11 protein-coding genes are annotated in these 15,001 nt (G+C 59.7%); 3 read left to right on the forward strand and 8 right to left on the reverse strand.

All coding sequences use genetic code 11. The annotated features are described in order from the left end of the window. Positions 1–154 precede the first annotated feature (154 nt). From B2A78_RS06860 to B2A78_RS06870, 3 genes are read left to right on the forward strand one after another with little or no spacing between them, the layout of a single operon-like run. Entirely contained in the window at positions 155–679 is a 525-nt protein-coding gene (locus tag B2A78_RS06860; protein WP_077729172.1) for a phosphatase PAP2 family protein, read from the forward strand. Beyond that, positions 676–1,719: an MJ1255/VC2487 family glycosyltransferase gene (locus tag B2A78_RS06865; protein WP_077729173.1), complete on the forward strand. Its 1,044-nt coding sequence runs from the start codon at positions 676–678 to the stop codon at positions 1,717–1,719. Before B2A78_RS06860 ends, B2A78_RS06865 begins: the two co-directional genes overlap by 4 nt. Before the next feature lie 10 nt (positions 1,720–1,729). Next, entirely contained in the window at positions 1,730–2,101 is a 372-nt protein-coding gene (locus B2A78_RS06870; RefSeq protein ID WP_077729263.1) for a diacylglycerol kinase, read from the forward strand. A 193-nt stretch (positions 2,102–2,294) separates the two neighbouring features. Here B2A78_RS06870 and B2A78_RS06875 read toward each other — a convergent pair whose 3' ends face one another. The 8 genes from B2A78_RS06875 to B2A78_RS06910 form a co-directional block, all read right to left on the reverse strand. Beyond that, positions 2,295–3,905, reverse strand: a complete 1,611-nt coding sequence (locus B2A78_RS06875) for an MraY family glycosyltransferase (protein WP_077729174.1) — start codon at positions 3,903–3,905, stop codon at positions 2,295–2,297. A gap of 167 nt (positions 3,906–4,072) precedes the next feature. Then, entirely contained in the window at positions 4,073–5,734 is a 1,662-nt protein-coding gene (locus tag B2A78_RS06880) for an EpsI domain-containing exosortase (protein ID WP_077729175.1), read from the reverse strand. Positions 5,735–5,763: 29 nt separating this feature from the next. Next, positions 5,764–6,519 (reverse strand): WecB/TagA/CpsF family glycosyltransferase, encoded by a 756-nt coding sequence (locus B2A78_RS06885; RefSeq protein ID WP_077729176.1) that lies wholly within the window; start codon positions 6,517–6,519, stop codon positions 5,764–5,766. 482 nt (positions 6,520–7,001) lie between these two features. Next, positions 7,002–8,891: an alginate lyase family protein gene (locus B2A78_RS06890; protein WP_077729177.1), complete on the reverse strand. Its 1,890-nt coding sequence runs from the start codon at positions 8,889–8,891 to the stop codon at positions 7,002–7,004. Positions 8,892–8,927: 36 nt separating this feature from the next. Beyond that, positions 8,928–10,223, reverse strand: a complete 1,296-nt coding sequence (locus B2A78_RS06895; RefSeq protein WP_168175362.1) for an oligosaccharide flippase family protein — start codon at positions 10,221–10,223, stop codon at positions 8,928–8,930. 46 nt (positions 10,224–10,269) lie between these two features. Then, a complete protein-coding gene (locus B2A78_RS06900) occupies positions 10,270–10,893 on the reverse strand; it encodes a class I SAM-dependent methyltransferase (RefSeq protein WP_077729179.1) in 624 nt (207 codons plus the stop codon). 28 nt (positions 10,894–10,921) lie between these two features. After that, on the reverse strand, positions 10,922–13,114 hold the full coding sequence (locus B2A78_RS06905; RefSeq protein ID WP_077729180.1) for a bi-domain-containing oxidoreductase: 2,193 nt from the start codon (positions 13,112–13,114) through the stop codon (positions 10,922–10,924). A 135-nt stretch (positions 13,115–13,249) separates the two neighbouring features. Further along, on the reverse strand, positions 13,250–14,917 hold the full coding sequence (locus B2A78_RS06910) for a Gfo/Idh/MocA family oxidoreductase (RefSeq protein WP_077729181.1): 1,668 nt from the start codon (positions 14,915–14,917) through the stop codon (positions 13,250–13,252). Between the last annotated feature and the right edge of the window lie 84 nt (positions 14,918–15,001).

The raw sequence follows: 15,001 nt of genomic DNA on the forward strand, positions 1-15,001 counted from the left end.
TGATGCCTGTCCTGAGCCTAGTCGAAGGGCGCTCCACTTCGTTCAGCACATCCTACGAGTTCTAAGCGCTGTCATGGATCGTTCATCTTTCCGTCACCGGATTGTCATCTGCCCCGGCTAAGGTTTAGGAGTAGCCCTTAGGGAGTAGCGTGCCATGAAATTCATGCAGACGATCCAAACCTACGACGTCAATCTGTTTCTCTGGGTAACGCAACGGAAATCCCGGCGCGTGCTGGTTCGCGGTGCGCGATGCGTCTCGAAGACCGGCGACGGGCACTTGTACCTGATCCTCGGCCTGGTGCTGGCATGGTCCGGGCAGCCTGCGGGCTCGGTTCTGCTGGCTTGCCTGTTAACGGGCTTCGCCATCGAGCGTCCGGTCTATTTCATCCTCAAGAATCTGTGCCGGCGCGACCGGCCCCAAGCCGCGCTGAATATTCCGAGCTTCATCATTCCGTCCGACCGTTTCAGCTTCCCGTCCGGGCACACCTCCGCGGCGTTCCTGGTGGCGACGTTGCTGAGTTTCTTTTATCCGGCCCTTGCGCCTCTGCTCCTAACCTGGGCTGTGCTGATGGGCATGGCGCGGGTGGTGCTCGGCGTTCACTTTCCCACCGACACGCTGATCGGCGCGCTGATGGGAATCCTTTTGGCCCTTCTGAGTTTAGAGATCCATCTTACGTGAAAGTGTTTTATGGCGTTCAGGCCACCGGCAATGGTCACATTACCCGAGCGCGAGCCATCGCGCCCAAACTCGAGCAAGCCGGAGCCGAAGTCACTTACCTGTTTTCCGGCCGCCCTTGGGAAAAGCTGTTCGAAATGGACGTCTTCGGCGACTACCAATGGCGTGCCGGTCTTACCTTCGAAACCAAAGCCGGCAATGTGCGGTACATCAAGACCGCATTTCGCAACAATCTTCCGAGCTTCGTCCGCGACGTCAAATCCCTGGACTTGAGCCAGTACGACATCGTCGTCAGCGATTTCGAACCGGTTACCGCCTGGGCCGCACGGCTGCAGGGCATCAAAACCGTCGGCATCGGCCATCAGTACGCCTTCGGCTACGATATCCCCAAGGCGAATGCCGATGTCATGGGAAATCTGGTGCTCAAGTATTTCGCGCCGGTCACGGTGGGCCTGGGCGTGCACTGGCATCATTTCCATCATCCCATCCTCCCGCCCATCATCGAGACCGATCTCGATCCCGCGGCGGTTCAGCCGGACAAAATCGTCGTCTATCTGCCCTTCGAAGACATCAATCAGGTCGTCCGCTTGCTGAAGCCGTTCCACGATCGTCAGTTTCACATCTACAGTTCGACCATGCCGGACGAACGCCATCCGCGGCCCGAGCACATCCACATCAAACAGCTTTCCCGGAAGGGATTTCAGCACGACTTCGCCGACGCCGCCGGCGTGATATGCAACTCCGGGTTCGAATTGACCAGCGAAGCGCTTCATCTCGGCAAGAAGCTCCTGGTCAAGCCGCTGCACGGCCAGATGGAACAGAACTCCAATGCGCTGGCCCTGGAGGTCTTGCAGCTCGGCCAAGTGATGCAGACCTTGGACGGCCCCACCGTCGAGGCCTGGCTGCAACAGAGCCGGGCCACACGGGTCGTCTACCCCGATGTGGCACGGGCCGTCGCCGATTGGCTGATGCAAGGCGATCTGAGGGTCGACAAATCCTGGGTGGATAATATCTGGAGCCAGGTTCACCGAACCGATGGGTAAATTCGAAGTTATGGCAGGTCAGAATCTCACCGGCTGGTCCCGCATTCATGCGGCGTTTTTCAACTCCATGAAAGGACTCAAAGCCGTCTGGCTGAGCGAGGAAGCTTTCCGTCAGGAAATTTATCTGCTCATCGTTACCGGACCTTTGGGATTCTGGCTCGGACAAACCGGTTTCGAAAAGGCATTGCTGGTGGGCAGCATTCTCCTGGTCCTGATCGTCGAACTGCTCAACACCGGTATCGAAATCGTGGTCGACCGGATCAGCTTCGAGCATCACGAACTGTCCGGCCGGGCCAAGGACGTGGGTTCCGCGGCGGTGTTCCTCGCCCTGACCTTGGCCGGCATCATCTGGCTGCTCGTGCTGCTGCCGAGATTCGGCTGACGGTGACGGTTCTGTCGGCAAGGGATTGCCGACCTACGAACCACGGCCGCATAGTAGGTAACGAATCCTTTCACGACATTAACGGGTCGGCCAGCAGGTTTTATCGGCAGAGGATTGCCGACAAGCTTCCTACGCCTTTGCCGGAAACGCTTCGCTTATTCATGCCTACGACTAGGACATGGTGAGCAACGCCCTAAAGCGCCTTGATTCCAACGATCACGAAAGCCGCCATGGCCCCGATCGATATCGCCAGGCTGGCGGCGCTTCGCCGTCTCAATACGAACTCCACGCCGTAGAGCACCACGGCCGACTGAATCGCCAGCTTGGCGTAGTTCACTTCGCCGAAGACAGGCAGGTTGGCCGCCGCCAGCAGGATGAATACGACCAGAAAGTCCGACGGCGTAACGGAAAAATAATAACGTCCGGAGAAGCGCACACCCACGGCGGTAACGGCCGCCAAGACCGGGAAAAAGTATTTCAGCCCGATGTGCCAAAGACGCCGTTCCGTAACGCCGGAGAGCTCGATCGAATAGATCACCAGGATGACGCAGGCATAAATCACGAACCGCTCTATCCATCTGGCCGCTGGCAATCGCGATACGCGGACGACCAGCCAGGCCGTCATACTGACGGCTACGAAGTAACGGATATCGGACGCCAGTTCCCTGGCTACCACGGCCCCCATGATCAGAAATCCGGTAATGAGCAGGCTCAATACCAGATTCGGGGTTTCGTCCAGTCTCGCCCGGTCGCGCGCGCGCTTGAGAAAACCCGTCACGGGCGAGCTGCCGCCATGCAGCCGCCATCCGAACTTTCGGGCGAGCGGGTAAAACAGGACGATCGCCGCGCTCAGAGCCAGATAAAGCGCCGCGATCAGCCAGTAGGATTCGTACCGGAACAGATAAGCGGATACCACGAATAGGGATTGAACGGCGTATATGGCCAGCACCGCTTCGTACTGATCGAACCCCAGGGCCAATAGCTTGTGGTGAAAATGGCTTTTGTCCGGTTTGAACGGGGATCGGCCTTCGGCCATCCTTTGCGTCATGACCATCAAGGTATCGATGATGGGCAATCCGAGAATGGGCAAGGCGAGTCCCGGCGTCAGCGCGGTATTGACTTGCTCGGTCAGCATGAGTACCAGCACGCCCAGGCTGAAACCGAGAAACTGGCTGCCGGTGTCGCCCATGAACACCATGGCCGGATGGGTGTTGTAGCGGAGAAAGCCGAGCGTCGCGCCGATGATGGCCAGGCTCGTAAAAACCAGCTCGTCGCCTTCCGCGAGATCGGCCAGGGAAGCGATACAGGCGAGACTCAGGAGACTCAAGCCGGCCGCGAGCCCGTCGAGGCCGTCCGACAAATTAGTGGCGTTGGTGGTCCCGAGGAGAAAGAAGACGGTCAAGGGATACGAAACGAACGCCGGAATTTCCCGGCTCTCGAACCCCGGCAATCGTTCGACCGCCACACCGCCGAGCCAAACCACCACGGCGATCGCCAATAGCTGCCCGGCGAATTTGGTCCGGTAATCGAGATTGACGCGATCGTCCCACATGCCGAAAACCGTGATCACGCCAATGCCGAAAAGAAACATCTCGGTGCTTCGGCTCAAATCGATCCAGGCCAAAACGGACGCTACAGCGCCCAAGACCATCCCGATACCGCCGATCCGCGGAATAACCGCATGGTGAATCTTGCGTCCGTCCGGCACGTCGACAAACCTCAGGCGGGGCGCCAGCCGCATGAATACCGCGACCAACACCATCGCGACGAACAAAGCGGTGAGAAAGACGAAGAAATGAAACATAAACCGAGGCAGCCCCACACATCCTTTGCAGTGATATCGACGGCGACTCGCCGTAGTAGCCTCTCATTCCCCTAGCACTCCGCTTTCCGCCCGACTTCCGCTCCGGAGAGATCATGGGATGGACATCGATGCGAGTGCTGCTTTGCCCACGCATGGGATTCCGGCGTTCAGTTCGCGACGTACCGGTCCAATCGCGGTATCAGCGAAGCGAGAAAACTGACGAGGCGCTTCTCGGTCGCCGCGAGATCCTCGCCCGGAGGTGCGCGGGTCGTAAGTCGCACCAGCGCGCCGTCGCTACGGTTCAGGGTCAGCGCGTCCCAGAACAGATACCACTTGACGAGATATTCATTGGTCAGGTTCCGGCCGCGCTGCTGAAACCAGTAATGAACCAGTTGCCTTTCGTCGCCTTTCTGAATCAGGACCCGATTGACCCTGAGATCGCCGGCGTAAAGCCAGATGCCCGGAATCGACACCGTCTCCAAGGACTTGATCTGCCATCCGCCGCCCGGTATGCAGGAACGCGGGGAATGCACCGACTCGCCCTTGCGCTGCGAGGCGTAATAGGCCGCGTAGAAATTCACCGGCGGCGCGCCGCTCTTGCTGAAATCGGCCAAGATGTAATCGTCGAACTTCAAGGCATCGACATACTGCTGTTCCATGATCTCGCGCCGTCCCTGCCAGGCGTCCATTTGCATCGGAAACTCGGCGAACGATGCGCGCGGCGGAACCGATTCCGCCCGCTTCTCCAGAGACAGCGACAAGCCGGCCGCAACGATCAGCATGCCTCCGACCGTCCAGAACTCCCGAGGCAGCGTCCGCTTTCGAGGTGCGACACCCTCGTCGGGCCCTTCGGGCCACCGTCTCCCGGAAGGAGAAGGAGCCAAGGCGCGGCCCTCGGCCGCATATTTTCGGGCAGGCTCGGGAAAAGCGATGTCGAAAAGCTCACTCAGCGGGCGCTTGTCTTCACCGATCCGCGCCAGCAAGCAAATCTCGCCGATCAGAATGGCGGTACAGGCCATGAAGATGGCCCAGCCTTCGAAATCGTGCAGAAAGCCCTCCGCCATCGACGGGCCCCGATATTCCACGAGCACCCCGATGAGCCCGACGCGAAGGCTGTTCATCAGAACGGTAATGGGAATGCTCGACAGGAACACGAGCACCCGCTTCCAAAGCGCCGCTTTGAAAAGGTAAGCGCAGATGAAGGCCAGCCCCATGAGAGGGAACAAGTATCTAAGCCCGCTGCACGCTTCCACGACCTGGAGCTTGTACGCGCCGAGGTCGATGACGTTGCCCTCGAGGTAGACGCTGATATCGCACAAGCGGATCAAGCCGACCCCTAGCCGGGAAGAGAGCAGTTGCAACTCCGAAGACAGTCCCTGATAGATGAAACTGGGCAACGGGATCGCGAAAAACAGAAAAAACAGCGGAACCCGGACAAGGCGGAAAATTTCCGGTCCCAGAGCGGTGATAACCACGCCGAAAAGCACGATCAGGAATGCGTACTGCTCGATGATGAGCAGCGTGCTCAATTCGCCCAGAAAGAAGAACGCCAATCCGGCGACGACGAGCGATGAACCGGGCGGATATCCGGATATCCTCGCGGCCGCGATATCGTTCTTTTTTTGCCAGATGAGAAAAGCCGTGACGAAGGGGATGAGGATGCCGTGGCTATATTCATCCGAATTGAGCCAGGCATCGACCGTATAGGTCAACGCGTCGAAAAAGATGATGGCTATCAAGACACCGAGTATGGCGAGCCTCGACCAGACCCGGCCTGATGCTCTCCGTTGTAACTCGGAGTGAATTCCCTTCACGATATCTTGATCCATCTAGGCATCCTGCCCGGAGCGATGATGCATCAGTTCATCGCTACGCCCGAGCGATTCGCCCACTTCTCGCGCATCACGCGCCATGCGAATTTCGGCAGTTCGGCTTGCCGCCGGAGTCTTTGGGGCTCGCGGGCGAGCCGGTAAAACCACTCGAGATGCATGCGCCTGAACAGCGCCGGAGCGCGCCTCACCTTTCCGGCAATGACATCGAAACTGCCGCCCACGCCCTGACACACTTTTACCGAAAGCTCGGGGGCGTGCTGCATCATCCAGAACTCCTGCCGGGGGCTTCCCAGTGCGACGAACAGAATTTCGGCCCTCGATGCGTTGATGTCGGCCACGAGCCTCGGCATATCGGGTTCGCGGACATAGCCGTGCTGAAAGCCGGCGATGCGAAGCCCCGGATGCCGCTCGGGAAGAATCCGGGCCACCTTTTCGTTCACTTCGGGGCTTGCTCCGAACAGAAAGACGTTTCGCCCTTGGGCCGCGCCGATTTCGCAGATGGCCGGCATCAGATCGGCTCCCGGCACCCTGCTCGGCCAGCCCAGCCCCAGCCAGCGCGCGGCCCAGACCACGCCGATGCCGTCCGGGATGAGCAGCTTCGCGCTCTTCAATGCCTGCAAGAGCCGCGCGTCGTCGCGGGCCCGCATGATCTTTTCCGGATTGACCGCCGCGATAAATCCGCCCCCATCGCCTCGAAGGATATCGTCGACGGTCGCCAGCGCCCTGGGGAAATCGACGACGTCCACGGGCACGCCGAAAATATCGATTCTCTCGTTATTCATGGAATCCCTTCCCTGACGAGTTCTACAGATCGAGAACGACTGACTCCACCCGTCGATCCCTGCTTATCGCGGGTTATCGACGCTCATACCATATCGACACGATCCGCAGTGAAATCGTCACACCCCCAGTAATGCTACGTATCGTTTTCGTATCGAATGGCAAGCTCAAGTGACGTCGTCAGGGCACGATTCAGGGACTTATTCCAAATCGCTTTCAATAAGGAATTCATGTTTGTAGGGTGGGTTAGGCGCACATCAGCACTGACCGACCGCCGATCACTGCGCTTCGCGTGCGCCGTAACCCACCGAGCGACCGTCAATCGGTGGGTTACGCGGAGCCTGTCCTGAGCTTGTCGAAGGGCCTGTCCCGAGCGGAGACTAGGGGCCTGTCCTGAGCCTGTCGAAGGGCTAACCCGCCATCGATGGGTTTCGCTTCGCTCTGCCCATCCTACGATGAATGTTCATTCGAATGCCGAATGGAATTACATGGTTTTCAAAGGCTCCATCGCGCGCTCCAATAACAATTCCAAAGCCGCCATTCCGTCGCGATGTGTATCATCGAAAGAGAGCGCAGTGTGGAATTGGTGGGGAAATTCGCCGGCATATCGGACCAGAATGGAAACCGCCGGCTTTCGGACTCCGTAACACGGAGACTGCCAGCCGAGTATGGGATCCGTTTCTCCGCGGTGCAGGGTCATGACGCCTCCGGCAAGATCCAGCCGGGCGCCGATGTCGTTGCCGCTCAAGACGAACCCCGCTCCGGCGGGCGCCGCCTCGACGCCGAGATGCCAGATCAGTTCGGCGACATGATGCCCCTGCCCTGCCAGATAATCCCGGATCAGCAGATGATCCGACCCGTCGAAGGCGATCGCCCGCCAGTGGGTGATTCCTAACCGGCGATATCCGTCATGCCGGGCCAGCAGCAGAATTCTTCCGCTTTCGTCGCGATGACACTTCACCAGGGAAGCGTCGTGGCCGTTCGACCATTGGAACGACGTTTCCTGTCTCGCCTGATCCCGCCCGTCGACGCGCACCGTATTGTGGGCGGCGGTGCTTCGAAACCAGCGCCGCCAGGTCGGATCGCCGGTATAGGTGTATGTGTTGGGATCGATCAGAAGCTCGCTGCCGCCGAACGTCACATGAAGGGACAATGCATCGGCATGAGCGTGCCCATGGGCCGGCGGCATGCCGAGCGGACCGTGATCGAAGATCAACCGCACCGGCCGTTCGCCGCGTCCCCTGACGACCGTATAACCCGTATTCGGAAAGATCGCGGGATTTTCCGCCGGCGCCGGTCCGCTCCAGCTGATGCGGAGATGGCGGGACAGCGCGTAGCCGTCGTCGCAATCCCCTATTCGCGGCAAATCGTCCGGACCGTCGGCCAGTGCTCTCAAGAAGCGCCGGCCACGGCGAACGGCATCGGCCAAGGCTCGCGGTACCGGGTACCGGCGGTGTTCGAGCAGCGCTTCTACGAGCCCGAGCAAATCGACGATAAAAAGCTGATACCAGAAGGCCTGCTCGATCCCGCCCCCGTCCGGGAGCACCTGACGCTCGGCTTCGTGCTGGAGAATCCGAAGTCCCTGCGTCCGCCATCGAAAGGCATCCGGCAACTCCGGGAACAGGGTTCCGGCATAGACCAGCCCCGCAGCCTCCGCGACGGTGTGATTGCCGGCCGAGGAATGAAGCGACAGCCTTTTCGCGATGAGAGGCACGTGGGACGAAACGAGCCTCAACAGATTGCCCCAAGTCTGTTCGGGCGCCGTTAGGCGATCTCTCGCCAGATCCAGCGCATGGCACACGGCGATCACCCGCAGTGCGCATTCCATGGTCGACACATAATGAATCCCGGTCAGGGGCGGATTGGCCTTCATCCAGGAATCGAGCACGGCTTCCATCAGTTCGACCGCTTCCCGCGCCCGGTCCTCGTCCGCATTCGCCAACAGCGCCAAACTCACCAACTGCTGTAGACGGGAGGGCTCCCACACCACGCGCGCATCGCCATGCGGATTGCCCTGTCGATACGCAATCGACCCGAAGAAGGTTTGCGGCCAAACGCGCCCGGTATCGGGGGCAACATGCCAAATGCCCGGATCGGGTGCCCAGGCCCACCGGTATCCCAAGGCCGGCCACTCCCCGGCCAGCCAGCTTTCGGTTTCGGCAGCGGTCGGCAGAAAGGCAAAGGGAAGATCGGGCATCTGCCGGACGGAGCCACGACAGAACGTGAAGCCGTCCGGACGACGGTCCGCATGCCGGCCGCCAAGGCGATGCTCCCGCCGCAACCGCCGCAGCGTCCACAGCTCGTTGAGCCGATGAACGATCTCCCCCCCGCTCATAACGCCGAGGCGTTTGACGTACCAGATGATGCTTTCCATAGCCTTATGGGCGCCTATCGGAGTTCGAATCGGCTCCTATCCCTGGGAAACGATGATTCGCCGCGTCTTGTAAAAAAGGAGCGCATACATCACGGCCATGCCGATGGCATATGAGAGCACCGCCGTCGTCAAACCGATGTTGTAGTGTCCGCTCGCCGAAAAAATCGCGATCACGACTAGCGTTCTCGCCAGATCCCAGAAAAATAGCCATCTTTCATGACGCATGATCGTGATGACGGACGAAAGCGGCGACGCGATGATTTGAGCGACGATGAAGGGCGTCAATGCGGCGAGAACTTCGCCCGCGCCGCTCCACTCCTCTTTTCCAAAAATCAGGCCCACATACCAGGGACCCGCGAGACAGGCGATCGCGACGGGGATGCTCAGAAGCATGAGCCGGCTCGAGGTCCGCTCGAACAGCGCCTGAAGCGCTTTGGGATTGCTATTGGCCAGGCTCCGCGCCTCGCCCCAGAAGCTCTGCCCGACCGCGCCGGTGAGCGTACTTACCGGCCCGGTGGCGAGGCGGTACATGAGCGCGTACCACCCCAACTCGACGGCCGAAAAATGGTGGGAAATCATGATGGCGGGCAATAGCAAGCCGCTGACGTTGATGATCCCCGTACTTCCCGAAACCAGCACGCGCCGCCGGATCGCTCGGGCTTTCGCGCACAGCGCGAGCGCGCGGATATTCGCGAGGCTGCGCCGCAGATCGTTCCGGGCGTGCCGGTACAGACCTCCGACACCGATGAAGGCGCCGAGCACCGTGGCCCCGATCAATCCCAGCGCTCCGAGAGAATAGATGCCGCCGATCAGACCGAGCGCGACCACGGCCAGGCTTTGTCTCACTCGTGCCCGTGCTACCGGGGTGAGATGGGCCGCGCGAACGAACCAGCCCGAAAACAGGGTGTGAAGACCGCTCCCGAATACCGCCACGGGCATGAGCCAGAGAAAAGGGTCGATAATCCGCCAGTCGACGAGCGCGATCGTATGATGGAGACCGAAAAAGGAGACGCCGAAATAGGCTAAGGACATCAGCAAGAGATAGAGGATACCGATCACCTCGATATAGGCGGCCGATTTTTCTGTGTGGGCCGCGGCGACCAGCCAATCGAAGCGCATGGTGGCGATGGCCACCGCGACACCCAGTATGGCGGCAAAAAGAGCGAGAACGCCGTAATCGTGCGGCGAGTACAAGCGAGTCATGATCGGAGAGACCAGTACCGGCAAGGCCTGGGCAAAGAGGCTCGCCGAGGCGACTTTAAGAAAGTTTTTCTTTAAGCGCGAAGAGGCATCGAAACGTGCGTGCAGTTTTCGGCGCCACCCATAGAACATTTCCATTCCGTAACCGCGCAAGAAAATACTCAATCAGCGGAAATATTCATTTCTCCAAGATATAAAAGAGATGATACTCGTTGTCGCTGGCGAAAAATCGGTAAGCGATACGCCCAACCCTGGATATGGAATTTTCAATCCGCCTCCTTGAATAGAATTTCGTGCCTATTTCCCAGTAATGCTGTCCGTCGAATTTCCAATCCTGCCAAAAGCAAGGCAAAGTCAAATTGAGCGAGATCGGCGGTGTCTTCGGCAATTTCATCCGCAAACCGGCAAGCGTCACGTGAGCGTAGGGAAGGCTTAACACGACGCGATTTCTGGCAATCCCTAAAATCCCTTTGAGCGTTTCTTCGAAATGTTCGTACGGCAGATGTTCGAGAACTTGGCAACACACGACGACATCCGCACTACCGACGGGCACGATCGAAGCGATTTCCCGCACGTCTCCGGTGAAATCGCAGCCAAGACTCGGGTCGAAATCGAATCGCTTTACCCTGATGCCCCGCGCCTCCAGAACTTTCGGCACGATGTCGTCTCCGATCCCGATGTAAAGCACATCATCCGGCTTCGCGGCAACAACCTCCCTGATTTGATGCCAGTACGAATTCCATCGGGCGGGCGTAACGTAGCTCTCGAAGCTGTAGTGTTGCGGCGGCACTTGGCTGGGCATCGCAGATCTTCCTTGAAAGCGCGCGGAATCAGCTTAGAGCCGCAGAACTTACGCCCGGCACGACCGTGGTCGTGCCTATCGGATAACATTCGCCGGTAACGAAACCCCGTTCGGCCGCGATGCAGGCGCGCGTCACCGCCTCGATTTCGTCAAAAGCCGGTAATACGACATCGGGCCTGAGCAGGCTCGCGCAAAACAAAGCCATCTCTTCAAAGAAACCCTTCTCCTGTTTCCTGGTGCGGAAGGCATGCCGCCTTCCGCCCGAGTAGAGTTCGGTCGACGTGAAATCGTCTATGACGGCGGCTCTGCCGCCGCCGAACGCCTCGAAGCGCTCCTTGGCCAACCCGGTATCTCCCGCCGCCGCGTAGACCAGCGTTCCCACCGAGCCGTCGGCGAATTCCAAAGCCATGATGCTCTGGTCGTTGGTAATGCCGGTTTGGTGATATCCGACCGAAACGCTCCGAACCGTCGTCACCGGAGAACCGCAAACGGACTGCATCAAATCGACGAAGTGGCAGCCTTCGCCGATGATGCGTCCGCCGCCGACGGTGCGGTCCTGGATCCAGTGGCTCGGATCGATCGTCCCGGCATTGACCCGGTAAACCATGACCAGGGGACTCGTGCGCCCGTCGAAGTGGGCTCGGACCTTTCGCGCATGCGGCGAATGTCTTCGGTTGAATCCCACCATCAGCCGCAGACCCGAATGCGCCGCGCGGACGTAGACCTCCGCGATCCCGTCGAGTTCGTTTTCGTCGAGGCACAAAGGCTTTTCGACGAAGACGTGTTTGCCGGCGCCCAGCGCCTTTACGACCATGGCCGCATGGCTGTCGTGGCGGGTCCCGATCAGAACGGCGTTGATGTCCCTATCGTCCAATATCGCTTCGTAATCGTTCGAACAGTAGGCCGCTTGAAGCTTGTCCGCCACCGCGCGGGCACCGATCCCGCTGCCGGTGCACACGGCACGGATTTCCACGCCGGGCCGGCCCCGAAGATGCGGAATCAGCATGTCTTTAACGTGGTTGCCGGCGCCGATGATGCCCAGGCGCACGCGGGATTCGCTCCTGGCCGGCCGCAGCTCGACCACCCGAGCCGGCCGGTCTCCGGCAATCGCCGGATAATCCAGCACGATGCCGAGATAGGGCTCGGTCTCTTCCATGATCAGGGTGTAAGCGTCCGTCGCACGATCGATCGGAAAGCGATGGGTCGTCAGTCGCTTCAGGTCCAGATTCCGTTTTTGGACCAGATCCAAAAAAGCTTCCATGTTGCGCCGCTCGGTCCAGCGGACATAGGCATAGGGATAATCCACTCCCTTCTCTTCGTAGACCCGATCGTGGCGGCCGGGGCCGTACGAGGTCGAAAGCCGGAGATCGATCTCCTTGAGATAAAACGGCTCGCGCGGAAGATTCATGCTCACCGCGCCGACCACGATCACGCGGCCGCGCTTGCGGCAGACCGCCGCGGCCGTGCGCACCGGTCCGTTGTCCTTGGCGCTCGCCGTGATGATCGAGGCGTCCACCCCCTGCCCTTTCGACAGGCTTTCCGCCGCTTCTTCGAGTTGCCCCGGCAGCACGGCCATTGCACCGGACTCTCGGGCCATTTCCAGCTTGTAGGGGTCCGGATCCGATCCGATCACCGTGCAACCGTTGGCCAACAACAGCTGAACCGTCAACTGGCCGAGCAGTCCCAAGCCGATGACCGCGACCGTTTCTCCCAACCGCGGCTCGGCCTGGCGAATGCCCTGCAAGGCGATGGCGCCCAGGGCAACATAACTCGCGTCCTGGAAATCGACCCCCTCCGGGAGTTTTACGCACAGATTCTTCGGGACGAACACGATTTCGGCATGGGACGCATAGTTCTGTCCGGCGCAGGCGACGTTATCGCCGACCTTGAAACCTTGTACCTCGTCCCCTACTTCGATCACCACCCCGGCGCAGCTGTAGCCCAATGCCACCGGAGCATCCAGGCGATTGAGAACCAGTTTGGCGGTTTCCACCAATCCTTTTTTCTTCACCTGGTCCATCACTTTCCTGGCCTGATCGGGTCGTTCCATCGCCTTGCCCATCAGGCTTCTCTGTGCGACCCGCACGCTTGCCCGCTCGGTGCCGGCACTAATCAGCGAGCACCGGCTCGCAACGATCAATCCGCCCGACCGCACCATCGGTGCCGGCACCTCGCAAACCTTCAACAATCCCTTACGATAGTTTTGTACAAGCTGTTTCATTCCTCGGCGAACCTCCCTATTGTTTCGGAACTTCCGTCATTCCATTCGGCATTCGAACGAAGATTCATCGTAGGGTGGGTTAGCGGAGCGTAACCCACCGATTCGAGGCCGCGCAGTGGGTTACGGCCCTGCGGCCTAACTCACCTTACCAAATCCGGCAACGCTGACGTCCGATGTGCGAAGCCCGGCGGACGCCGTCAGCCTGTAGGCTTCCGGCTCGGTCAGCGACAATGTGCTCATGCCGCGCCTGGCCATTTCCGATGCAGCCAGATACATCCTGCATACCTGCAGCAAATCCTCCGCCGGATACGAAGGCGGCATCCGATTCTCGACCGCCTTCAGATAATCCCGATACATTTCGGCATGGCCCTTGTTTCGGAACCAATAACGAAATACCTGATGTCGCGCCCCAACCTGAACCTCCAGCTTCAGAAAATCGTGGATGGTCAGAGTCATATCCCCTCGCCGTATATCGACGTACTCCTGTACCCCGCGCAAGGAATTGCCCCGGTCGGTCGAGACCAGCGTCGCCTTGGAGCCATCCCTGAACGCAATGACAATGGAAACCTCGTCTCCGGCCGGAATCCCGCTCGGCGAGGCGAGCGTTATCCCGACGGGCGGAGCGCCGATCAGGTAATAGGACAAGTCGATCCAGTGGCACAGGTTTCCGGTAATTCTCGTCCCCTGTGCCGGCCAGTAATACCAGTGGCTAGCGGGAAGACCCAGCTCCTTGACGATGCAGGTCACGGTAATCGGACCGCTCCCAAGGGACAACAGATCCCGGCACCGTTCGATGATCCGGCTGTGTCTCCGGTTGAATCCGATTTCGATGAAGGCGCCCTCCTGCCGGCGCAGATCGGAGAGCCGGCAAAGCTGCCGATAATCGGTTACCGGGGGCTTCTCCATGAATATCCTGGAACGTTCGTTGATCGCCAGGGCTCGCTCCGCCAGTTCCAGATGGGTGGAGTGATAGGTACAGATGACAACGCAGGGTTCGTCCAGATGGCGCAACCTCGCCAAGGGCCGCGTGGCGGAGGTATCCCAGTAACCAAACCCTTCCCTTGCGCCGACCACCGCCGCCGCGGCGGGATTCAGATCGACGACGGTATGCCTCCGCAGAGGTCTCAGGCTGGGCAGGACGTAAGCTTGGGCATAGGCGCCGGCGCCGATCAGGAAAAGCGCTCTTTCATTTCCTATCGTTGGCTCTTTTCGTTGGAACCGGGATTTTCGCGGGGACGGCTTGTACCGCCGCTCGATCATCGCATCGTTGCCGTTGTCAGCGGCGTGCGAATCGAGGTCTTGGAGAAGGTTTTCCAAATCGAACTCGACATGGGTCCCGGAGTAAGGCGACCAGCCGTGCATCGCCTCGAACCGCTCGGGATGTTCGCTCAAATACCGGAGAACGCGGTGCAAAACCGGCCGCCATCGCTCCCGGTCTGGAATCTTGACGCACCAGCGCCGGGGAAAGGCCAATACCGACGAATAGGGATATTCCTGAGGTCCCAGACCTACGAACAGATCCGAGCCTTCCCTGATTTTTCCGTAGGCCAACACCAAGGCGCGCTTTGCGTGTAGCCGACGCTGGAATCCGGCGGCTCTCGCTTTCGACAACGCGAGCCTCGGGCCCTCGTGCAAAAGAAAGAAGATGATTTTGGACAGGCGGTGCGGATAGTCGAAGCGGTGGGCTTCCGATTGAACCGGCTTCCTGAAAGCGACAGCATCTTCCACCTCGATCAGGACCGACGGGTAAGGGGGCTCCGGATCGGGCAGAAGGTACGACTTGTCGGCGAATTCAATTTCCATTGGCGCTGGCTATCCCTTCCAACGATAGCCTCGTGTCCGTTCGATATCCGAACGGGCGACTTCGTCCGAGGCCAATAAACTACG

It is taken from the genome of Methylocaldum sp. 14B, from assembly GCF_002005105.1.
Taxonomy (GTDB): Bacteria; Pseudomonadota; Gammaproteobacteria; order Methylococcales; family Methylococcaceae; genus Methylocaldum.

Coding starts and splice junctions, on each gene's coding strand:
- B2A78_RS06900 (WP_077729179.1), bottom strand. CDS start 10,893: ATGCCCAGCCAAGTGCCGCCGCAACACTACAGCTTCGAGAGCTACGTT.
- B2A78_RS06910 (WP_077729181.1), bottom strand. CDS start 14,917: ATGGAAATTGAATTCGCCGACAAGTCGTACCTTCTGCCCGATCCGGAG.
- B2A78_RS06895 (WP_168175362.1), bottom strand. CDS start 10,223: ATGTTCTATGGGTGGCGCCGAAAACTGCACGCACGTTTCGATGCCTCT.
- B2A78_RS06860 (WP_077729172.1), top strand. CDS start 155: ATGAAATTCATGCAGACGATCCAAACCTACGACGTCAATCTGTTTCTC.
- B2A78_RS06885 (WP_077729176.1), bottom strand. CDS start 6,519: ATGAATAACGAGAGAATCGATATTTTCGGCGTGCCCGTGGACGTCGTC.
- B2A78_RS06890 (WP_077729177.1), bottom strand. CDS start 8,891: ATGGAAAGCATCATCTGGTACGTCAAACGCCTCGGCGTTATGAGCGGG.
- B2A78_RS06880 (WP_077729175.1), bottom strand. CDS start 5,734: ATGGATCAAGATATCGTGAAGGGAATTCACTCCGAGTTACAACGGAGA.
- B2A78_RS06875 (WP_077729174.1), bottom strand. CDS start 3,905: ATGTTTCATTTCTTCGTCTTTCTCACCGCTTTGTTCGTCGCGATGGTG.
- B2A78_RS06870 (WP_077729263.1), top strand. CDS start 1,730: ATGGCAGGTCAGAATCTCACCGGCTGGTCCCGCATTCATGCGGCGTTT.
- B2A78_RS06905 (WP_077729180.1), bottom strand. CDS start 13,114: ATGAAACAGCTTGTACAAAACTATCGTAAGGGATTGTTGAAGGTTTGC.